The organism is Candidatus Acididesulfobacter guangdongensis (genome assembly GCA_004195045.1).
Taxonomy (GTDB): Bacteria; SZUA-79; SZUA-79; order Acidulodesulfobacterales; family Acidulodesulfobacteraceae; genus Acididesulfobacter; species Acididesulfobacter guangdongensis.
In genome coordinates this window covers 229223-252003 of record SGBC01000001.1, presented here as the reverse complement: position 1 = coordinate 252003, position 22781 = coordinate 229223, and the positions used below count along the sequence as shown (strand labels likewise).

Genomic DNA, 22781 nt, shown 5'->3' with positions numbered 1-22781 from the left:
AAACGGTAATTATATATAGCAGGAGGTGTTTATTATGACACAGGCAATCGGTGCGGTTCAACAACAGAACGATAATCTATTTCAGGCGAATCAGGCAGGCGCGGCCGTGAATAACAAGGCTCAGAATGCCGATGCTGCAAATAACGGCGCTAATAACGCAGGCGATACTATCGTCGCAGCAGCGCTTAAAACTGAAAAAACGTTAAATAACGGTTTAATTAACGCATTGAAAGTATCGCTGGCAGGCATAAATAACAATGCAAATCAAAATGCGGCTAAAGCTGCAAACGGCGCTAATAATGCCAATAATAACGATAGATACAACAATCAGGCTAAGTTTCCAAATGCGGCTGCAGCAACAGGTAATTTTGTTAATAAGATTATATAAATTTAAGAATTTGATTTAATTTATTTTTTGATGGATAGTTAGCGTTAAGTTGTATGTTGTATAGTTATAATGATAAACCAAATAGTTAATCACTAATCAATAATTTACTAATTATCTTTAGAATTATCTTTAGCGGATGAAGGGTATTATTCTTGCGGGAGGAAGCGGCACACGGCTTTATCCTATTACTTTAAGCGTATGCAAACAGCTTCTTCCTGTATACGATAAACCTATGATTTATTATCCGTTATCTTCTCTTATGCTTTCCGGCATTACAGATATACTCGTTATATCCAATCCTGAAGATGTGCCTAAATTTAAAACAATATTTAATGACGGAGCCTCTGTAGGCTTAAACATTTCTTATAAAGAGCAGCCTGAACCGGGAGGTCTTGCCCAGGCTTTTATAATAGGCGAGGAGTTTATAGGAAACGACGACGTCTGTCTTATATTAGGAGACAATATATTTTACGGACACGGATTGCCGGCGCTTTTTGATAAAGCAAAGAAAACTGTTCAGAATGAAAAAGGCGGCGCGATATTCACATACTATGTCGAAGACCCGCAAAGGTACGGCGTTATAGAATTAGACGAAGACGGTTTCGTTACATCCATTGAAGAAAAACCTCAAGAACCAAAATCTAATTATGCAGTTACAGGGATTTATTTCTACGATAACAGCGTAGTAGAAATCGCTAAAAATATTAAACCGTCTAAACGGGGCGAACTCGAAATAACCGACGTAAACAATGTTTACCTGAAAAATAAAAAATTGAAAGCTTTTCAGCTCGGCCGCGGTCATGCATGGTTGGACACCGGTACTCCTGAAAGTCTCCTTGACGCGTCGGAATTTATAGCGATGATGGAAAAAAGACAGGGTCTTAAAATAGGATGTATAGAAGAAATAGCGTATAGAATGGGTTATATAGATATTAAAGGTTTAAAAAAGGCGGCAGATACCTATAGTAAGGGAAATTATGGAAAATATCTGCTGAAAATTATAAAAGATTTAGCTTAAGGTAAAGATCATGGACGATAATAATTTAAACAGCCGCAAAACTTTTAATAGTAATGGCAGTAATATCAGTAATAGCAGCAATAGCTGTAATATCAGCAATATCAGTAATATCAGTAATATCAGTAATATCAGTAATAGCAATAATATCAGTAATAGCAATAATGGTAATAATGGCAATAATAATAAAGTTTTGCTAATGTCGATAGATAACCTCAGATATGATTGCGTCGGCTATGTAAGCGATAAAGCTCATTTAAAACATTATTACTATGATAAACTTGTCGATACGCGCAACTTAGACGAAGCTGCATCAAATTCAGCTGTTTTTACCAACTGTTTTTCGACATGCAGCTATACGCCGCCGGCTCATGCTTCTTTATTTACCGGACTCTACCCGCCAAAACACGGCATCAGACCCTTTTTTTATAAGAGATTAAACGATGAATGCCTGACTATTGCCGAAATATATAAAAACAACGGATACAAAACTGTTTTTTATTCCGATGTATTCGGGCTTTTCGGTCCTATGGGCATGACGAAAGGCTTTGATTATGTTTTTGATAAAAATTTTACCGAATTTATAAAACTTTTGGACAGCTTTAAAGAGGAGAAAGTTTTTGCGTTTATTCATGTATTCGATATACATGAGCCTTATATTTTTTCAGAATGTCCTCCTGATATGCACTATAACGACGACTATTTTGAATTTATGAAAAATATGTCAAATCTGTATAATATACAGATGCCTAAAAACGACCCGTACGCTCTATGGAACAGTTTCAGTACCGCAACGCATTTCGGTCAGAGTTTTATGCTGCCGCCGTATATTTACGGCGTAAACAAATTTGACGCAGGGAGATTTAAATTAATTTATGATTCATTGAAAGAATTAAATTATTTTAACGAAGATAATATATACGCTATTTTTTCAGATCACGGAGAAGGCAGGATATCGCTTATCGATAAGCCGGTGTTTGGGCATATGGGTGAATTGTTCGATGAAGTAATTCACGTTCCTCTGATTTTTCATGCGCCCGGAATAGAAAATAAAACATATGATAAACTTGTTTCTATAACCGATATTTATCCTTCATTGATTTCTTTGTCGGAATTAGATAAAAATAAAAATTTTAGCGATGAGGCAATATCAAAAAATGCAGAAATAGACGGAGTGCTGCTGTTCGAGGAAAGGCAAAGCTGCTATTCCGAATATTTCATTCAGAATATGTATAACGAAGTCATGCAGTTTGCGTCCAATGAATTTGACAGAAACAAACAGGGCGCTTCAATTAGAGATAAATATTTTCTGGCTCAGCAGGCAATAAGAACTAAAGATAAAAAATATATTTTTATGCCTGAAAGAATGACGAAGGAAGAAGTGCAGAAAATGATAGAAAATTTGAGTATCAGCAATGAAGATTATATTATATGGCTCTTCAGTTTTGTATTGAGAAAACGGATAGTCAAAGCCGAATATTTATATTTTTTAAATCTTCTGAAGACAAAAGCAGGTTCAAGAGCGGATGTTTACAAAACTGTTATGGGGTCAGTCGATTATAACAGACCGTTAAATTATTATTACGATTTAGCGATTGACCCGTTCGAAGAAAAACCGCTTGTTTTTGCAAATATGAATTTGGCGGATGTTAATGAAAATCTAAAATTTTTAAATGAATTAAAAAGCAAATCTGTTGATACTGCCGATGTTTTTACATATTTTGACAATAGTTCAACAAAAGTGAAGGATAAAAAGGATAAAAGTGACGGCAGTAACGGCAATAGGAGCGGCAATGTTTCCTCAAGACAGGGGAACACGGGCGGACGCGGCAGCGGTAATAGCAATAGCAACGGTCAAGGCAAAGATAGCAATAAAGACAGCATTAATGATGATAATAATGATATTAATATAATAAATAATAAAAAGAAAATTGAACTGCTTAAATCAAAAATTCTATTCAGCACTGAAATTATCAAGGAAGCACATAACAGATACGGAGATAAAATCGGCATTGCGTTCACCGGCGGAAAGGACTCAACCGTATTGCTTGATTTAGTCAGAAGGGCTTATAACGGAGTAATTCCTTTTAAAATAATAACTGTCGATACCAGCTGCGAATTTCCCGAGATTGTAGAGTTTATGAATAAATTAAAAAAAGACTGGAATTTTGATTTGAATGTTTATTCTAATAAAGAAGCCTTAAGAACTGTAACTATTGCAGCAGACAGGCAAGTATGCTGCAATCTGCTGAAAACCGTTCCTCTGAAAAATGCCATAAAGGAATTGGGTTTGAAAGGTTTAATGACGGGCATTAGAAAAGATGAGCAGGAATCCCGTGCCGGCGAAATTTATTTTTCTAAAAGAGAGCATCCGCACCATTACAGGATACATCCTATATTGCATTTTACCGAAAACGATATTTGGGATTATATAAAATTGTATAATCTGCCTTATTGCAGTCTTTATGAACAAGGGTACAGGTCAATTGACTGTATGCCGTGTACGCATAAGGCAAAATCAGCGGACGAAGCGGAAAGGGCAGGGCGCTCAAAAGAAAAAGAGGCTGTAATGGATAAATTGCGGGACTTGGGTTATTTTTGACCACTATTTTTGACCGTTATTTTTATCCATAGACGGCTTTTGGCAATCAATTTAAATTACCAAAATTAACAAAACGAAAAAGAATTGATTTAATAGAATAAATCGGATTATTGCATTATATTAATAGAAATACCTTGTAATTTTGCAATATGGTTGATACAATGTTTTTATGGATTACATAGAAAGGTCAATTACCGATAAAATTATATCAAAATTTAAACAAAGACGCGTTATTGCAATAACCGGAGCAAGGCAAACCGGCAAAACCACTCTTTGCAGAAATATTATTCCGAAAACTATAGGTAAATCCTTTAAATATTATACGTTTGACGACCCTGATGAAAGAATTAGATTTAAAAATTCTGCAATAAGAATTCTTGAAAGTGTAAATTTTCAGCATAAAACAATTAACATATAGGGAAGGCGTTAATTTTAATAAACATCCCCATGGCTTCCGATATCTATTAGTATTATTTTATTTTCAACCACGGCAAAAGATAAAAGTATTCGGTAAGAATACGTTAGAGATACAGCGTAGTTATCTTGAAATTTTCCCTGCAATTTGTGAAGTTTCAAGGATGGATGTTTCGGATTAAGTTCTAATAATTTTAAAATATTTTTATATTTATCTGTTAATTCATCATGCTTTCTTAAAAAAGTTTTTTCTTTTTTAAAATAACTTTCCGTGAAAATTAATTTAAACATCAGATACCGAGCCTTTTAAAATGTTCTTCAGAACTTTCGGTTATAAATTTTCCGTTTTTATAATCGGTTTCCGCATCTATTATAGCCTTAAAAATATCGGCTTCTTTTAATCTTTCATATTCTTTTAATGAAAGCAATACAAATTTTGTTTTCCCTCTTTTAGATATAAAAACTTCATCTCCGTCTTCTATTATCTTTTCAATATTTGATAGACCTTTTGTTTTTATATCGTTAGCGCTTATAATCATAATTTTAATCTCCTGTTTAATAGTACTATTAATAGTATTATAAGATATTAAAATAATTTTATCAATATAAAAATAGATATTTAATCCTTGGAAAAATAAAGGTGTCAAAAATAAAGGTGTCGGATTCAATTATTCTTTATTTTTATTCAAATAACCTGTAAATGCAGTAAAGAGTAAGAGATTAAATAAATCTGACCCCTTTATTTAGACCCCTTTATTTTCTTTATTTGCCTTTATTTTCTTTATTTTATTTTAAATAAATCTGAATCCTTTATTTAAAAGAGTTTCAATACAAAAAACCGAACAGCCAAATCGGAATCTTTCTTTTACTCCCGATTTCGATGTCGTCTAATATTAGATAGCCGCCATCTTTTATTTGCGAAAAATCTTTATTTTTGCCGCCTATTTCGAATATATATTTTTTATCTAATATCAAATCGCCTTTTTTAGGATACTCTATGTCATGAAAATATATAAGCTGGGATATGATGAAGGTTTCTCTTATATTGCCTATCTTTTGCTCTTCACAATAGCAATAGTTAAGATTGGTATTATGCAGGTATATTTTTTCAGGTTTTACAAAAATAGAATCGCCCCTTGTTTTTGATTTTAATATATTAAAAATATTTCCCTTGTTTAAATAACTTATATATTGATATAACGTGGCTCTGTCAATTTCCATTTTTTGGGCAAGTTTTGTTATATTTATTTCAAAAGGTTCGGACTGACAAATAAGCTTCACAAGTTTTTTAAGTTTTATCGTATTTTTTATGTCGATTCCGAATATGAAAGGCAAATCTGTTTCTATTACTACATTTATCGTTTCTTCTAATTTCTTAAAATAAGTATCCGGATTTTCGAAATAAAACGGGTAGAAACCTTTCTGCAAATACTCCTTAAATAATTTCAGAGGCCTTATTTCACGTAAGATTTCATAAGCAATTTCTGTATGATTATGTAAAATTTCTTCTATTTTATATGGTTTATACTTATTTTTTGTTTTTAATTCTAAAAATTCCCTAAAAGATAGTCCGTTTATTCTATATAAAACTGCCCTTCTGCTTAGATCGCTTTTAGAATTTTCAAGAGTAACGGCAGATGATCCAGAAAAGATAACTTTTATGGGCAAAAAATCATAAATTTGCTTTAAATCTTTTTCGAAATTAGGATATTTGTGTATTTCGTCTATGACTAAAACCGCTCCGTCGTTTTTTGCAAAGTCATTTGCAATTTCAAATAAAGTGGCGTCACTGACCTCTATACTGTCTGCACTGAAATATAACTTTTTATCTAACGGCAGATCAAGGTCTTTTAAATATTGGAGTAAAAATGTTGTTTTTCCAGCGCCTCTAGGTCCTAATACTCCTATTAATTTGTCGTTAAAATTTACTAAATCGAACAAATACCTTTTATATTGAATATTAAAATTGGATAAAAGAGTTATAAATAGTTCTTTAAGGTAATCTAACATTGATTATTTGTTCTGTTTATTTATATTTAATTTTTTTAATTTGAATCGTACTTCTACCTATACAAAATTATATCAAATTTGTTGACTGCAACCAACTAATTTTTAATTCTTGACATTGTACAGACCGGTCTATATAATGGTCTATATATAATTTAATTGTATTAAGAGGTATTGCCATTATGAAAATTAAAGTAGGTTCGTACGAAGCAAAGACTAAACTTCCGGAAATACTGCGCAGAGTAAAATCAGGACAGTCTTATACAATAACAAACAGAGGAGAAGATATTGCCGAACTTATACCGATTTTAAATTTCGATAAAAAAAATAAAGACCTAGCCATCGAACAAATTAAAGCACTTATGTTAGAAAATTCGGTGCAAGGCATTAACATAAAAGACCTTATTTCCGAGGGCAGGGCATGAAATTTGTCCTCGATAATTCTATAACTATGAGATGGCTTTTCGGAGACGAAAAAAAGGAAGATTTAGATTATGCTATTGCCGTTCTTGAAACAATGAAAGAAGCTGAGGCATCGGTGCCGGCAATATGGGGACTTGAAGTTTCTAATGTTATTGCTAAAGCCGAAGCAAAAGGCTTAATAGCGGAGTCAAGAAGTACCTTATTTATTCAAATGCTTAACAACCTTGATATACAGCCGGATATGCAGACTTATTTATACTCATTAAACGATATTTTGAATTTAGCCAGACGTTACGGGCTATCCGCCTATGATGCTTCCTACTTGGAATTAGCTTTGCGCAGAAATATTCCTTTAGCCACATTAGACGAAGATTTAATTAAAGCCGTGAAAAAATCCGGAACCGAAATTTATAAATCGGCATAGAAGATGCTATTGTTTTATTGAAAAACTCAGTTACGGCAAGACACTATATCAGGCTGCTAAAGAGGAAAAGTCAACTATATTATTTAATTTGTTAAACCCTTGTCAAATCTGCATTTCAGGACTTATTGGCATTTGTGCAATAATCTGACACTTTTTATTTTTGTTGTTTAAATATGAATAATAAAAAACTTAACCGTATTGTTGCAAGATTGATAGATAATTTAATTTTTGTTAAAATTCTTGCGCTTTTTAAACGCAAAAGCAACAAATACGACAAAAACGTTCCCTTGTCAGATTCTATTGAAAAAATACTCGTAATAAAACTCGAAGGAATGGGCGATGCAGTTTATCTGACCGAAATTATAAACAGGCTTAAAACAAAATATTCCAAAATAAAGATAGACATTTTAACTACCGCTAAAGTCCCCGTTTTTCGAATTTTCGCTTCAAGTTTGAATTCTGAAGAAAAATTAAACACTGAAGGTTTAAACCGTGTAAACGTTATTTTTATTAATCCGCTAAATTTGTCGGATTATATAAAAACGATAAAATCAATAAACAAAAATAACTACGACGTCATTATCGATACGACCGGAATGCCGGTAAATATACCGCTGATGCTTGCTTTTGCAAAAACCTCTAAAACATATATAATAGGATTTAATACGCTTAAGATTAAAAAAAGCATATACGACCGCCTTGAAGATTTAAACGCAGATATACACATATTTGATAATTATCTTAAACTATTTAAGATTTTTAATCTGCCGCCAGTGAAAGAATTTACCTTAAAACCCGTTGAATTAGAAAATAAAAATAAAAATAAAAATAAAAATGAAAATAAAAATGAAACCGCCGTCAATCAGAAAGGCAATCAGAAAAACATAATCCTCGTGCTATCAAGCAACAGCGGAGGACTTATGCATAGGAAACTGCCGCTTGCAGGTTCCGTGAAGCTGATAAAACTTCTCCGAAATGAATTTAACGGCTGTAATATAAGTCTTTTAGGCGGACCAGACGATTACGCTTGTCTGGAAGAAATTAAAAATGCCGCAGAGGTTGATTGTGATTACTATTGCGATAACAGCGATTATGATAATAATAGTAACGACACTGCTGATAACATTAGTAACATTGGCGGACGTTGTAACCGGCATGATAAGTTACGAGATAATAATCAACAAAACTACCGCATAAAAAAAGAAGGCATAACAATAGAAAAAACCAAAAATATAGAAGAGGCTATGGTTTTGTTGAAAAATTCGGCTTTAAACATATGCATCGATTCCGGACTCATGCACTTATCCTCTTTAGTTAATACCAACACCTACTGCCTTTTCGGATATTCAAATCCGGCTAACTCTCTGCCGTTTAACAATATAGGCTATTTCCGGTCTCATTCAGACTGCGCTCCGTGTTCTTTTTATAAAATAAGCGACTGCCGATATAATTTAAAATGTATGGATTTAATAGACATAGATGCGGTTATAAACGATATAAAACGTAACAGCAGCGGAATAAATATATGATAAATAATTTGAAAATGCACGCTGGAGTAAGAAACAAATGGAATTGGAAGAAATAAAATTAAAAAAAATAGAATAAATAATATAGTTGAATTTAATCATCGCCCTTTAATCGCACAATTTTTATTCAATTTTTTATATTAAAATGAGTTATTATTCATAATTTACGGATTAATAATCCATAATTTTTAATTTGAAAAAAACAGTTTTAAATGTTAAAATTTATTAATAAAAGCATATTATATTTTTTTTATAATAATAATTTATAAATAAACCGAAAGGCAAAGATACAACCCCATAAACCGATATGGCTAATACATTTAAAATTTACGAAGATCTTCAAGATTCGTTCAGCGAACAGCAGGCGAGAGCCCTTACTAAGATTATATCTCAAGTGATAATCGACGAGTCGAACATAGTAACCAAGGTTGAATTTAACAGGCTTGAGCGTATAATGGAAGAGCTTGCTGAAGCGCAGAAGAGAACTGAGGCAAGAGTCGAAGAGCTTGCTGAAGCGCAGAAGAGAACTGAGGCAAGAGTCGAAGAGCTTGCTGAAGCGCAGAAGAGAACTGAGGCAAGAGTCGAAGAGCTTGCTGAAGCGCAGAAGAGAACTGAGGTAAGAGTCGAAGAGCTTGCTGAGGCGCAGAAGAAGACGGAAGAAACCGTAAGACAGCTCGTTATAGATATGGCAGACGTTAAAAAACAGTTAGGCGGTCTTTCAATGGCTGTAGGTTACGGCATAGAAGACAAATATATGCCTTTTATGAAAAAGTTTGCCTTAAATCAATATAATGCCGTTATTAATAAAGTGGAAAGAAAAAACGTTAAGTATGCAAACGGGTCTTATGACGAGGTCAACCTTCATCTCGAAGGGGAAATAAACGGCAGAAAGATTTATATCATAGGCGAATCCAAAGCTCAGCCCGGCAAAAAAGACGTCGATAAATTCGACCTTATGCTTAAAAGATTAGAAAAGCATTTTAACGCCGAAGTCAAAGGTTTTATGATAGGGTATATTTACGCTCCGGAAGTCGAAGACTACTTAACAGAGAAATATCCTCATATAGATTTCTTCAAGACTTATCAGATAGAAGAGATTTCCAATACAAATCAATAAGTCTACTGCCTTTAATTTTTAATTTTAATTTGTCCCCCCCCCCTTATTTTCAGATTTGACAAGTGGTTCAGTGATTAAATAATATAGTTGACCTTATTTCTTCAACAACAAAAAACCGTTATTGAAAAAACTGTAGATTAACCTTGACCAACTTTTATTACGGCGGCAAATATTTTTAATTTAAAAACAAAAAATATGATATAATTTTTACAAATTAACCAATAAAAAATCAGACTGACACGAAATGTCTAACGCTTCCTTAATTTTTACCTCGTTGCTTAAAAAGTTGTCAGATTTATTTATTCTCAAAAAACGGTCTTTGTCGATATTTTTACTCCCTATTTTCAAAAACAAATGGAATTGGAAGAAATAAAATTAAAGAAAAAAAATGAAATAGAAAAGCTTGCTGCTTCTCCGCTAAGAATAAAAATAAAAAAAATCTGCTATCTTTTAAAAGGCGGGATGCCGATAGATAAATTTATTAAATATTCTTTCGCATATATTTTTATAATACCTTTTAAAAAAATAAAAACGCGTATAAAGAGATGCAATGCAGCATTGGGTCTGCAGGCGGTTATTGTTGATAGCGGCGGCAAAACCGGTACAGAGACAGAAACAGAGATAAGAACAGGAACAGGAACAGACAAAGTTAATAGTGGCGATAAAACCGGTACAGAGACAGAAACAGAGACAGAAACAGAGACAGAAACGAGAACAAGAAGAACAGGCAAAGCTGATACCGTCGGCTCTGACACATGCTTTATAGCGGTTAATATAGGTAACGCAGGCATAGGAGATGCTATTGTCGCAATAAGATTTTTAAAAGACCTTGCCGATTATTATTTATATGCGGATGGTTTTCAGGGCGATAGCTTACCGCTTGGGAACTTTGATTATGCGGGCTTTCCTCAAGGCGTAAGCAAAATTGTGTTCGACATATTCTACAGAACTCCTGATTCTATAAAATTTATAACATCTCCGCATACTTTTATAAGAAAGCTAATGGGCTTGACCGATTATTCTTATCTGCATAAATTTTATGATATAGATTTAAAACTTAACACTTTTTTTATCAAAGTGGAAATAAACTGGTCAAACGGAAACGAAAAGAAACTTTCACAAAAGTTTAAGCCGTTATTAAAAATTATAGAAAATATTAAAACAAACCAAAAACCTATAGAAAAATATATTAAAACACGTCCGTTCAGCGAGGGGATATTAGCGGAAGCCGTGACGGACATGGGACTTTCTAGAGAGTCGTATTTAAACTGGGCGGCGGGCATCGGCTTAGAACCAACCGCTACCGCTTTACAGAACCTTTCAAATGTCGCGGCATCCGCCTTAAGAGTTAATGAAAGAATCTCTAACATTCGCAGAACAACTGCCAAAATCCCCATTGAAACAGATTTATCCGCCCTTTCAAAATTCAAGCTTAAAGACGTTAAATTTATTACAGTTCACGACGGATGGGATGAGAACACAAAAATACGCAGCAAAAACAAAAGTTCTACAAAATCGTATCCGCTTGAAAAATGGAACGAACTTGTCAAATTATTAAAGCTGAATTTTCCGCACCATAAAATCGTTCAGCTTGGGGGACTCGGCAACGGCTCAGATATAATAGGCGTCGATTTAAACCTAAGGGGCAAAACTACTTTAAAAGAGGCGGCTTCCGTTATTTCGGAAGCAAGCCTGCACATAGATACAGATTCAGGACTTGTTCACATAGCAGCCTGTCTCGGAACAGTCAGTGCCGTCATTTTCGGGCCTACAAACGCTCAATATTGTTCATATTCCGAAAATATAAACATATCTCCGCGTATTTGCGGAAATTGCTGGTGGAGCGCCGACGACTGGATGAACGCATGCCCCAAAGGGTTAAGTACGCCCGAATGCATGAATTCAATAGAACCTGCCGATATTATCAAAGAGATAAAACAAAAAATTAACTTATGACATAATTCAACTGTTTATAACATTACTATGACTGATTTTAACATAAAACGAATTGCAAAAACGTTAAAAAGGCGTTTGTATAAGCTTTACAATAAGCTTTTTATATACATGCCTGCTGCGGCGCTGATTTTTTTGCGTTCATTGCTATTAACATTCGTAACATTATTCCGTATATTGCTACGTCAGCCTTCAAATCGAAATAGAAATCCAAATCAAAACTCAAACTCAAATCCCAATTTAAATACTAAACGCATCATTATATTTCGTCAGGACGGCATAGGGGATTATATTTTATTTAGAAACTTTTTAGAAATATTAAAAAAAACCCCAGCATTTTCGGATTACAAAATCACGCTTCTCGGCAATGCCGCATGGAAAGATTTGGCAGAATTTTTAGACAAAGAATTTGTCGATGAATTTATCTGGCTCGACAAAAAACGGATTACAACAGATTTTTTTTACAGATATAAAAAATTTAAAGAAATAACGTCCGTTAAATACGATATTCTTATTCATCCTTTCGGCAGAGAATTTTTTAACGCCGACAACGATTTGGCATATCTTATTAAAGCGGACAAAAAAATAGGCAGTATAAGAAGCTCCCGTTTTTTAAAACCGTACCGCAGAATAATACTTGAAAAAATATACGATATTTTAATACCTGACGCCGAAGGCTTACGGTTTGAATTTTATAAAAACAGGAACTTTTTTGAAAAAATGACGGGCAGGGAAATAAAACTTGAAAAACCTTTTATAAATCTGGATTTTACTGATAAAGCCCGTCCTCCTTACGCCGCCTTTTTTATCGGCGCAAGCGTTAAACATAGAAAGTGGTCTGCTAAAAACTTTGCCGAGGTTGCATCATATCTAAAGAACAAACACGGTTACGAAACAGTTTTATGCGGCGGCAAAGACGAACTGAACGATACTTCAGAATTTAAAAAATATTTTCCGTTTCCATTTACGGACACCGTGGGCAAAATTTCGCTTATAGAACTTCTTTCCGTAATTAAAGGCGCATCATTGGTCGTTTCAAACGAAACTATGGCGCCGCACATAGCAATGGCTCTTGCAAAATCCGCCGTAATTGTAATTTCTACCGGAGGACCTCCATACGGTCTTTTTGTTCCTTATCCCGCCGGAATTGCCGGCAGCAATAATTATGCAGCCGTTTTTCATCCTGAAATAGAAAAAAACATTGACGATTACATCAAAACAACAAAGAGGACGGGGCACGGCTACGATGATAAGTTTGATATTGCAGAGATAACTGTCGAATCCGTCATTCAAAAAATAGAAAAACTGCTTAAAAAAAAATAATAAACGGTTCAGCACAGAAAATTAATTCAGTTTCTGAATAAGGAGTGTTTAATAAAATATATAAATATAAAATAAAAGGTTTTAAATTCTTGATTTATTCTTTTCATTTTTTTGAGGACGAGGAGATAAAACCAGAATTAATGCTCTTTAAAAGAAGGTAAAAAGATATTTTATGAGATATAAGAGAAGTGGGAGGGTATTATTTTACGATTAAACTTCTAAGCTCTTTAATATCTTTTTTTGTTATAGTCTTTAAAATCAGCGATAATGTGGCGTAAACCGCCATTCCTATAAAAATGCTTAAAATTAATTTCTGATGAGTCAGCATAACGGCATACGCCATAATCGCGGATGCCGCCAAAACTTTTATGAAGTTTATTATATCAAATTTAATTTTTATAATTTTATACGTAAAATATATTAAACCGCCTGCCATTATAAGTTCAATAAAATTTAACGAATACGCCGCGCCTTTTACTCCAAGATATTTAATTAAAAAAATTGAAAATATAAATCCGGTTATTGATGCAAAAGCTGCAGATTTTACCAGAGATTTTTTTGCGTTTTTTGCCATAAGATAGGATATCAGCGCCGAACTTATTCCAACCGGAATAACAGCCCATATCATCATTCTTAAAAGAAGTGCGCTCTCAATAATTTTTATCCCGAAGAGTTCGGCAATCAAATTGTGGCTGACTACAAAACCGCCGAAGCATACAGGAATTGAAAAAGTGTAAGTAAATTTAATGAGTTCGCTTAAAATTTTTGATTCTTTTTCATTGTCTTTTGCTTTTATAGCGTCCGAAATGACTGGAATGAAAGCATTGCCCGTTAAATTGAATATAACGAAGATAAACACCATAAGCTTGTATGTTATATAGTATAATCCGATATTTTTATTATCGCTGAAAATTTTTAGAAAAACAATAGGATAGCTTATATATAAAACACTGAACCATGAAAAAATCCCGAACGGCAGGGAATTCTTAACGGTTTTTTTAACTGAAACGTATGAAAAACTAATTTTTATTTTTTTTATTAATTTTTTAATATAACCGAATTGAAAAGCGGAAGTTATAATATTGCTGGCTAAAAATAACAAAACAGCGGTTAAATACCATTTTGAATTTTTAACTATTAATAAAACTCCAAGAAAATAAATTAATCCTCCTATAAGGTTAGTTGTCAGAATTACATGGTTTTTTTCAATGCCTCTTAACGCCCATGAAAAATTGGAAGAGTATATTAGGGGTAGAAAGGCAATAACTATCAGCATGCTTTTTTGCCGCGGGCTATCTTTAAACATTAATAGTCCTATAAAGATAATAATAACCGTTGAAATTAATGAAAGCAAAAATCTTGCAGAAGATATATCTTCGACGATTTTATTTATATCGCTTTTATGTTTTGCAGCCTCCGTCTCTCCGAAAGGCGATAAGCCAGTATCGGCGATAGACAAAAAATATCCGCTCAGAGTAAGAGCGAAAGCGAATTCGCCGTAGATAGAGGTACCAAGTCTCTTAATAAGCAGAATATTGACAAGAAGCGTTAATACTGCGGTTAAAACGCGGGAGCTTAGCAGTAGCGAAAAATTTCTTATAAATCTTTGTTTATTTGATAGATTATTTAATGGCAAAATGGTTTTTATTTCACTTACTTATATGTTATAATTTTTTATCGATACCATATTAATTATATTAATTACATAACTATTGTAAAAACTTTTTTATAAAATATTAATGTTACAGCTTATTGTTATTGTTGTTAATTTACTAAATATGTACATAAACATTGCATTAATTACTATTATAATATAATTGCAAATAAAATAAGTTAAAAAAATTATATAAAAAACTTAACATCTTACTATAACATGATAATTTCTAAAAATAGGATAATGAAGGTATGGTATTATTTAAAAAAGTGCAGGTTTAATGTATTTATAAACGCTATTAATTTAATATTTTTTAGCAGCAGTTATAATAAAAATTTTAAAAAGTTAAAACAAAATTTCACCCCGCTTATTTTCCCAACTTTTGAAATGTCTGCCCATAAATACCCTTGTTCAGTATCTATTGTAATTCCTGTTTATAACCAGTGGAATTTTACCTATATGTGTTTAAAGTCCATTTTAGAAAATACGAAGGATTATTGCAGATCAAAAGACTATAATGAGATAGGGGATATTAATTGCAGTTATGAAATAATAATAGCCGACGATAAGTCATCCGATGAAACAGTAAATATTGAAAAATATGTGAAAAATGTAAAAATAATCAGAAATAAAAACAATCTTGGTTTTATAAAAAACTGCAATAATGCGGCTGAACATGCGTCAGGCAAATATATCCTGTTTTTAAATAACGATACCAAGGTCCAAAAAGACTGGCTTAATAATCTTTTACTATTGATAGAAAAGGATAAAAGCATAGGAATGGTCGGTCCTAAATTTATATATCCTAACGGCGTTCTTCTTGAGGCAGGAGGAATAATATGGCAAGAAGGCGATTCATGGCAATTTGGAAGATTAGACAATCCAAACAGACCCGAATATAATTACATTAAAGAAGCTGATTATATTTCAGGCGCCTGTATAATGATCAGAAAAGAGTTATTTAAAGATATAGGCGGGTTTGACGAAAGATATGCCCCTGCATATTATGAAGATGCGGACCTTGCATTTGAAGTAAGGAAAAGGGGATACAAAGTCGTTTATCAGCCTAAATCGTTAGTAATACATTATGAGAATGTTACCTATGGAAAGAAAAAAGCAATTAGTAAAAATAGAAATAATATAAGATTTAATGATGATGCTAAAAATGAAAATAATAATGTTAATGTATGCAATAAAGAAAAATTCAAACAAAAGTGGGATTATGAATTAAAAACCCTGCATTATAAACACATGACAAATATTGCTATTATCAAAAATAGAAATAAGTATTATTTATGATTAAAATTTAATAATATTGAATATTGAAAACAAAATGACTTTTTTTAAAAAAATAGAAGAAAATTATCCCCCCTTAGTATTTGCCGTAATATATACAATTATTTTTTCAGCAGCAACTATATTAAGATATGAAACATTTCACGCGTCTTATATGGATTTTGGAGCTGAAATGCATAATATTTATCGCATTGCTCACGGACATTTTATGAGTTACGGAACCCATATTTTTTATGGAAGCGGATATTTGGAACCCTTATATTTCTTTTTAGGTTTTCTATACAAAATCATTCCTCATGTTTCATTATTTCTTATACTGCAGTCTTTTTTAATTGGAATAAGCGCTTTTCCTTTCTACTGGCTTTATAAAGACATAATCGGAAAAAATGGGGCTTACCTTGCTCCTTTGCTTCTGCTTTTAAATCCTCAGCTTCATACCGGAAATATGTTTGATTTTCATGTTTCGGTATTTTATGTTCCTTTCATATCTTTTGCGTTATATTTTGCAAAAAAAAAACAAAATCTATTGCTTTATATATTCTTTTTTTTAATTTTAATAACGAAAATAGATTCCTTTATTTATGCAACCGGGGTATGTATATTTATGTTTTTAACGGATTATAGAAATAAACACGCCTACGTTTTGGCGGTTATTTCCATAATTTATGGATTGTCTGCAATTTTCATTATGTTGCCGCATATGAATTACGATACCTATAAAGCACTTGTAACAAATGGTGGGTCATATATGGATACGAACAGATTCCCTATGATTAGTTATGGTTTAAAGGATTTATATGAATTTAATTTTTCGGGACTTTTGAAATCAATTTTTTTACCTTTTTATAACAACATCACTATCTATTTTAAATTTGTTTTATTTCTTTTTTTAGCATTTCTTTTATTGCCATTGTTTTCCGGAAGATATTTTCTAATAATCATTCCTGCATTAATGATGAATTTATTGGTTAATTATTCGTTTCAATCAGAATTTATATTACAGTATTCATTTTACGTTATTCCGTTTTTTGTTTTAGCAAGTATTTACGGTATAAAAAATCTTAAGCAGAGTTTTTTAGTTAAAAAATTAGACAAAAACAGTAAACTTTTTAATTTCACACTGTTAGCAATGCTTATCGTAATTCCTTATATAATTCAGAATTATTCTCAGCTAAATTACAACGTGTTAGATAATATATTTAATTTAAAAATTTACAAATTAGATAAAAATATTGATATAAAAAGTTATAAAACGGCATTAAAAAAGATACCCGAAGATTCTGTAACTTCCGTCAGTATGTTCGCTTATCCGTGGGATTTTAAGGAAAAGAAGGTATATTTATTTCCGCAAATTAATAAAAATGTGAGATATATAATTATTTCAACATGCGTATATCGGCAAATGTATCATAGAAAAGATAAAAAACTGATTAAAGATCTTGACGGCATTATAAACAAAGGAAAATTTAAAATAATTTATAACAGCCAATGTAATTTTATTCTCAAAAGAATTAATTCTAATGGGAATTTTAATAATTAATTTATTAAAATAAAATATGGACTTAACTTTTATATGAATTTTATTTTATATGCATTAGTTTTGCATTCGATGTTTTAACCTCTGTTTAATAGAGTCTGTTCCTTCAATAACCACAGTCGCTATTAAAAGATAAAAAACAATAATTGCAAAACCGTTCGCAAGCCTTTCATTGCCGGCTAAATCAATAATCATGGCAATAAAAAGCATTAAAACAGCCCCTAGAGAATACGGGGCGGACAGCCTTGTTTTAAAAAATTCAATTTTATTAAAATATTTTTCTCTTAATATATAGCGCACCCATAACCCGTACAGGATAACAACAATTAATCCAAGCCATTGAAATCCGAAACCCAGTTTACCGTGGACAATCCTAAAAATCAAATCTATGGCAAAAGCTATACCTACAATGTGTAATATGATAAATATAATATTATTTGTCAGTGTTTTCATTTTCTAATTTTGTTTAAGCTTATTAGAGAGATTGTAAAATTTGAATTTTGAGAGGTAATATTTTTAATGAAATAGACGCCTCTTTCAAGAAATATTTTTTTATGCAACCAATAACCATATTTTCTAAACAATTTATTTATCTGTCCTGAAGATAAATTAAAATCTTTTAAAGATAATTTTTTAGTATTAATTTTAAACAAGGTTTGATTTAATAAAAGGTTCATTAATGCAATATGAGATAAAGAATATTTTATCAAATAGATTTTATTATTAATTAATTTAAAATTAAATCTGCCGTAATGAGTTATATTTTTTTTATTAATTATTAAGATAAATTTATTATAATTCCTTAAATTAATTGATTTTATATGCGACATTATAACAACTAATTTATCTTTTCTCAAATAATAAGTCAACGGAACTCTAATTTTTTTAGTATCGTTATGGTTAACCAAAAAACCGTTAACTACCAGTTTTTTCATGTTTCTTAAATTTATATTAGTCCTAAAACGAATTAATCCATAATTATAGTTATGGGCAGTGTATGTTTTAAATTTTAAAATAAAGATTTTTTTATAAAATCGATAGCTAGTTTTGATTATTTTAAAAAACAGTTTTCCATGATTTTTGCCTGCCACGCCAAATTTACTACTACTACTACTACTACTACTACTACTACTACTACTCTTTATATTTAACGTTTTTTTATTTTTAGTTAATAAAAAAACATTCTTTAAAAAATTGAACGGATTTGTGCTGAAAAAATTTATTAAAGTTAATTGATTTTGATAATCAAATTCGGGAGACAAATTTAAAAAATTTATTAAATTAATTTTTTTTGTTTTACCTGAATATAAATTAGCCGGAAATTTTAAAAATTCAGGATATTTCATTGGGAGACTTTTATAATAAAAATATCCGCTTATCTTTTTCATTTTTTTATCAAAAGTAAAAAACCTTAAACTTTTCAATATTGGATAACGCTCATAATAATATTTGCCGTACCAGTAATCATCGTTACTTCCTCTTAGCATGAAAAGTTTAAATAAGCTATTGCTTTTAATATGATAATTCCTAAGTATTTCTTTTAAAATATGTCTATCTGAAGACCAATATTTATAAAATTTTAATTTGTAGAAATATACATATACATCATAAATTTTTTTGCTGTAATAAGATTTTTTTCCGTTATAGCCTTCTCTTTTTATTACCAAAACATCCTTTGAAGGAATAGGGATTAAAATATTTTTATAAAAATATTTTGGTTTATTAAAATGCGGTAACGAATGACTTAATAGATTCTGTTTTATCAAGTATTTTTTATATACAAACCTGTAAAAATGTCTGACTATTTTATTTTTAATATGACCGATATGCTTTATTTTAGTGTTATAATCAATTAAAAATATCTTATCTAATATTTTATGGATTAAATTCTGCTTTATTATTTTCGCAGAAACAAATGCTCCGTTTTTTTTAACATGTCTGATATATTTTAAAAGCATTTTATTAAACAGCTTGCTTTTTTGCGTAAATCGCGTTAAATATCTTTTATATATAAAATCTTCAAACGTTTTTTTCAATGGTTCATAATTTGGATATATTAAACCAAGATTAATAAATTTTACAGCGCCTTTTATTTTTTTATATTTTTTTACGACAAAATCAATTTTAACAATTTTAGCGTTTCTCCAATGTTTGATTTTTTTGTTTTTAATTATGCTGTAAAGATTTATTAAGCCGCCGTTTGGCAGACTAAAATATTTTGAAAAATATTTTTTATGTTTTATTTCATATTCAATATAGGCTTTAACGTATTTAATTCTACCTTTTATAGCAAATTTAGGATAAAGGTATAGAGATTTTGTCAGTCCGACAGCGGGTTTTTTCTTATATGGATTTTTGGTCAGTTTAATATATCCGTTTTTTCTGAATCTTCCCAGCGCGGTATAATTTCTGAGCACGTTTTTTACGGGAATATTAACAGGCGTATAAATGATTCTGTCCGGCAAATTTGGATTAGAAAAAGAAACATAAAATAGAATAAAAGGAGAACTTCCTTTTCCTGTTATCTTCGCCTTGAATATTAAATGACGGTATTTGTCCTTTTTAAATTTATCAATATTTTCTTTATTTAATAAAATTTTAGATTTATAAGCGTATAAATAATTATGGACGGTTAATCCTGAAATTCTATGGAGACCTTTTATTTGGGCCAGTATTTGCCTTTTACGGAAGTAGGCTGTTTTTGGTTTGATATAAACCGACAGCCTGTAATAACCGGTTTTTTTTACATGAATTATTTTAGATACAACATGATTTTGAATTACAGTTTTATGAACCGTTAAAATTTTATAAACTCTGTAGGCAAAAAACAGAATAAGAATAATGGCAACCCATTTAACGATTTTAAGTTTATTTTTCCATACGTTTAAACCTGTTTTAAACAGCCCTGAAAGTATAGTTTTTACGTCTGAAATTATTTTTTTGTCTACGCTCATAATCGCCTAATAAACAATATATTTTTTTAAGTGTCAGATATTATTTAATATTTTAATCTTATTTAACTGATTAATTAGCTAAATTTTTGTATTTTTAACGTTTATATCTTCATCTGCATTGCTACTTTCAATATTATTTTTTATGCCCTTTTTATTTTTTCTTTTTCTTGTAGCGTCGTAAATTAGATAAGCTATTATAATAAATAGTGATGAACCTGAAATAATCAAACCTATATACAGCAGTCTTTGAGGCCAGTAATCAATTATCAGTTCAAAATTTACCGTTCCGTTTTTGTTTACTTTATAATACTGCCGACCTAATTTTTTAATATAGTTAAGATTAATCCACCACGAATTAGAATAGCCGTCGGCAACAAAATGATATTTGGCGGGAAGGGGTTTTTCAAACAAAGTCTGCAGGATATGCCCGTCTGGAATGTTATTGTTTTGCGCTGTTCCGTTTATATCTTTGGAGATAAATTTATTGCCCGGAAATATCGTATTTTTATAAGTATTGCTATCAGGCTGCGTTGACATATCGCCTACATTATTATTATGATTAAAATTATTTTCTGAATAATTAACGTTTGTCTTTTTAGGATAAACCTGAGGGTAAACATCCCAGCCTTTCAGATACATTAAATTAAAGATAAGGGGGAAACTTGCTTTTGCATTATGCACTATAACCGCATATTTTGAAGGGTTAATTTCTTTAAATTCAATGGTCGGAGCTGTAATTTTTTTTACTGTTTCAGATATTTTCAGCGTTTTATCAGATTCTGGTATATATAATGTTTTATTGATTAATGAATACTGTTTTGAATATTTATCCGCAATATTATTTAATTCATGATTTTTTATTCTTTCCGAATGCCTGTTTTGAGAAAATAGTTTTGCAAATACCGCTGTTCTGACTTTAAAGCTATTTTGCATTGCAATAGGCACCATATAATTGTCTAAATCATGCAATTTTAACTCATGCTTTACAAATATTACTCTTTTTGGCGTCCATACTTTGAATAGGAAATATTTATCGGATATCTTGTATATGTCGAGTTTGCCGAATTTCCTTGCTAATTTTATGCCTTTTGATGTGTTTAAAATTGAGCGTAATTCTGCCTTAGATATATGTTTCAGATTAAAATGATTTTTTATTAATGTGTAATACTTATGGTATTCTAGTATATCATTTTGCAAGACGATGTACTTTATGGAAAACAGATTTGCTGCGTTAATGAATTTTTTATAATCATTATTTTGAAATTTATTTATTAAAATATCCTGAGAAAATAAACCATGCATTAGATTTGATATGCTGGAGTGCTCATATAATAAAAATGTGAGGCCATTTCCTTCAAAACCAAAATGCCAATTATAATGATTTTCACTACTGACTAATGGTAACGTAAGGATATTATAATTAACTTTCCTCTGTTTAAAATATTTTTTAACTTTATTATAATAGTCGGGAATTTTTATACTAAATAATATTTTTTTTCCATTATAAAATTGATAACCTTTAAAAATATTATTTGACCATAAAGGAAAAACATATAAACCTAAAAATATAAATAGAAGAATTGATATTATAATATTGGCATATAAATATCTTAATTTTTTTTTAATAGCATTATAAATTATTCCAATGCCATAAGCAAATAAAATTGACGCAGAGACAACAACGAATGAATTAAAAGCATAATTTTCATTAAATAACTTTGTAAAAGGTAAGTGCTGGAATAGCCATATCTTAATATCGCTAAACGGTGGCTTTGCGCCAATGCTGAAATAAATGCCTAATAAAAATAATAATATTATCATAATAAATTTTTTAAAATTTATTATGATAGGAATTAAAATTATAAAAATTTCTAAAAAACCTAAAATAGTAAAAATATCATTATGGTACATATTTACCCAATTAAAATGCATCGAACTAAGAAATCCGCTATTAACAAAAGAAGCACCATTGGAAAAATACTCCAAAATATTTGTGAAATATGAATTTCCATAATAAATTTGTTTAAAGGCTGGGGTATATTTTTGAAAACTATAATATTCTGAAAAAGAATTATATAGAAATGGCAAGATAAACCACATATTAATCAAAAAAATTATTAACAAAGATAGTCCTGAGTATTTAATTTT

At 30.8% G+C, this 22781-nt stretch carries 20 protein-coding genes; 12 read left to right on the top strand and 8 right to left on the bottom strand.

Annotated elements, in window-relative coordinates:
• The first annotated feature begins 34 nt into the window (after positions 1-34).
• Together EVJ46_01220 and rfbA are read left to right on the top strand one after the other, a co-directional pair.
• Positions 35-388 (top strand): hypothetical protein, encoded by a 354-nt coding sequence (locus tag EVJ46_01220; protein RZD16888.1) that lies wholly within the window; start codon positions 35-37, stop codon positions 386-388.
• A gap of 136 nt (positions 389-524) precedes the next feature.
• A complete protein-coding gene (rfbA, locus tag EVJ46_01215; GenBank protein RZD16887.1) occupies positions 525-1406 on the top strand; it encodes a glucose-1-phosphate thymidylyltransferase in 882 nt (293 codons plus the stop codon).
• Here rfbA and EVJ46_01210 read toward each other — a convergent pair.
• Positions 1398-1583 (bottom strand): hypothetical protein, encoded by a 186-nt coding sequence (locus EVJ46_01210; protein ID RZD16886.1) that lies wholly within the window; start codon positions 1581-1583, stop codon positions 1398-1400. The genes rfbA and EVJ46_01210 overlap by 9 nt on opposite strands.
• Positions 1584-1602: 19 nt before the next feature.
• Here EVJ46_01210 and EVJ46_01205 point away from each other — a divergent pair, with 19 nt between their 5' ends.
• Both EVJ46_01205 and EVJ46_01200 read left to right on the top strand, forming a co-directional pair.
• Positions 1603-4005: a hypothetical protein gene (locus tag EVJ46_01205; protein RZD16885.1), complete on the top strand. Its 2403-nt coding sequence runs from the start codon at positions 1603-1605 to the stop codon at positions 4003-4005.
• A 169-nt stretch (positions 4006-4174) separates the two neighbouring features.
• Positions 4175-4423 carry a hypothetical protein gene (locus EVJ46_01200; GenBank protein RZD16884.1) on the top strand — a complete coding sequence of 83 codons (249 nt, stop codon included), beginning with the start codon at positions 4175-4177 and terminating at the stop codon, positions 4421-4423.
• A gap of 14 nt (positions 4424-4437) precedes the next feature.
• Here the strand turns inward: EVJ46_01200 and EVJ46_01195 are convergent, their stop codons facing one another.
• The 3 genes from EVJ46_01195 to EVJ46_01185 all read right to left on the bottom strand — a co-directional run bounded on the left by EVJ46_01195 (position 4438) and on the right by EVJ46_01185 (position 6429).
• Positions 4438-4710: a plasmid stabilization protein gene (locus EVJ46_01195; protein ID RZD16883.1), complete on the bottom strand. Its 273-nt coding sequence runs from the start codon at positions 4708-4710 to the stop codon at positions 4438-4440.
• Entirely contained in the window at positions 4710-4958 is a 249-nt protein-coding gene (locus tag EVJ46_01190) for a type II toxin-antitoxin system prevent-host-death family antitoxin (GenBank protein ID RZD16882.1), read from the bottom strand. The genes EVJ46_01195 and EVJ46_01190 overlap by 1 nt, the downstream gene beginning before the upstream one ends.
• 286 nt (positions 4959-5244) lie before the next feature.
• Positions 5245-6429: an ATP-binding protein gene (locus tag EVJ46_01185; protein ID RZD16881.1), complete on the bottom strand. Its 1185-nt coding sequence runs from the start codon at positions 6427-6429 to the stop codon at positions 5245-5247.
• Positions 6430-6608: 179 nt separating this feature from the next.
• On the opposite strand from EVJ46_01185, the gene EVJ46_01180 reads away from it, so the two are divergent.
• The 6 genes from EVJ46_01180 to EVJ46_01155 all read left to right on the top strand — a co-directional run bounded on the left by EVJ46_01180 (position 6609) and on the right by EVJ46_01155 (position 13192).
• Entirely contained in the window at positions 6609-6851 is a 243-nt protein-coding gene (locus EVJ46_01180; protein ID RZD16880.1) for a type II toxin-antitoxin system prevent-host-death family antitoxin, read from the top strand.
• The gene (locus tag EVJ46_01175) at positions 6848-7273 is read left to right on the top strand and encodes a PIN domain-containing protein (protein ID RZD16879.1); all 426 of its coding nucleotides are present in this window, start codon (positions 6848-6850) and stop codon (positions 7271-7273) included. The genes EVJ46_01180 and EVJ46_01175 overlap by 4 nt, the downstream gene beginning before the upstream one ends.
• A 173-nt stretch (positions 7274-7446) precedes the next feature.
• Positions 7447-8802 carry a lipopolysaccharide heptosyltransferase family protein gene (locus EVJ46_01170; protein ID RZD16878.1) on the top strand — a complete coding sequence of 452 codons (1356 nt, stop codon included), beginning with the start codon at positions 7447-7449 and terminating at the stop codon, positions 8800-8802.
• A gap of 304 nt (positions 8803-9106) precedes the next feature.
• The gene (locus EVJ46_01165; GenBank protein ID RZD16877.1) at positions 9107-9916 is read left to right on the top strand and encodes a hypothetical protein; all 810 of its coding nucleotides are present in this window, start codon (positions 9107-9109) and stop codon (positions 9914-9916) included.
• Between the two features lie 354 nt (positions 9917-10270).
• The gene (locus tag EVJ46_01160; protein RZD16876.1) at positions 10271-11872 is read left to right on the top strand and encodes a lipopolysaccharide heptosyltransferase family protein; all 1602 of its coding nucleotides are present in this window, start codon (positions 10271-10273) and stop codon (positions 11870-11872) included.
• 27 nt (positions 11873-11899) lie between these two features.
• Positions 11900-13192 carry a lipopolysaccharide heptosyltransferase family protein gene (locus EVJ46_01155; protein ID RZD16875.1) on the top strand — a complete coding sequence of 431 codons (1293 nt, stop codon included), beginning with the start codon at positions 11900-11902 and terminating at the stop codon, positions 13190-13192.
• Between the two features lie 199 nt (positions 13193-13391).
• Here the strand turns inward: EVJ46_01155 and EVJ46_01150 are convergent, their stop codons facing one another.
• Positions 13392-14828: a hypothetical protein gene (locus EVJ46_01150; protein ID RZD16874.1), complete on the bottom strand. Its 1437-nt coding sequence runs from the start codon at positions 14826-14828 to the stop codon at positions 13392-13394.
• 237 nt (positions 14829-15065) lie between these two features.
• Here EVJ46_01150 and EVJ46_01145 point away from each other — a divergent pair, with 237 nt between their 5' ends.
• Both EVJ46_01145 and EVJ46_01140 read left to right on the top strand, forming a co-directional pair.
• Positions 15066-16145 carry a glycosyltransferase family 2 protein gene (locus EVJ46_01145; protein ID RZD16873.1) on the top strand — a complete coding sequence of 360 codons (1080 nt, stop codon included), beginning with the start codon at positions 15066-15068 and terminating at the stop codon, positions 16143-16145.
• A 34-nt stretch (positions 16146-16179) separates the two neighbouring features.
• Entirely contained in the window at positions 16180-17682 is a 1503-nt protein-coding gene (locus tag EVJ46_01140; GenBank protein ID RZD16872.1) for a DUF2079 domain-containing protein, read from the top strand.
• A gap of 54 nt (positions 17683-17736) precedes the next feature.
• On the opposite strand, the gene EVJ46_01135 is transcribed toward EVJ46_01140, so the two are convergent.
• From EVJ46_01135 to EVJ46_01125, 3 genes are all read right to left on the bottom strand, one after another.
• Entirely contained in the window at positions 17737-18132 is a 396-nt protein-coding gene (locus tag EVJ46_01135; GenBank protein RZD16871.1) for a hypothetical protein, read from the bottom strand.
• Positions 18129-20633 (bottom strand): hypothetical protein, encoded by a 2505-nt coding sequence (locus EVJ46_01130; protein RZD16870.1) that lies wholly within the window; start codon positions 20631-20633, stop codon positions 18129-18131. The genes EVJ46_01135 and EVJ46_01130 overlap by 4 nt, the downstream gene beginning before the upstream one ends.
• Before the next feature lie 78 nt (positions 20634-20711).
• Positions 20712-22565: a hypothetical protein gene (locus EVJ46_01125; protein ID RZD16869.1), complete on the bottom strand. Its 1854-nt coding sequence runs from the start codon at positions 22563-22565 to the stop codon at positions 20712-20714.
• Between the last annotated feature and the right edge of the window lie 216 nt (positions 22566-22781).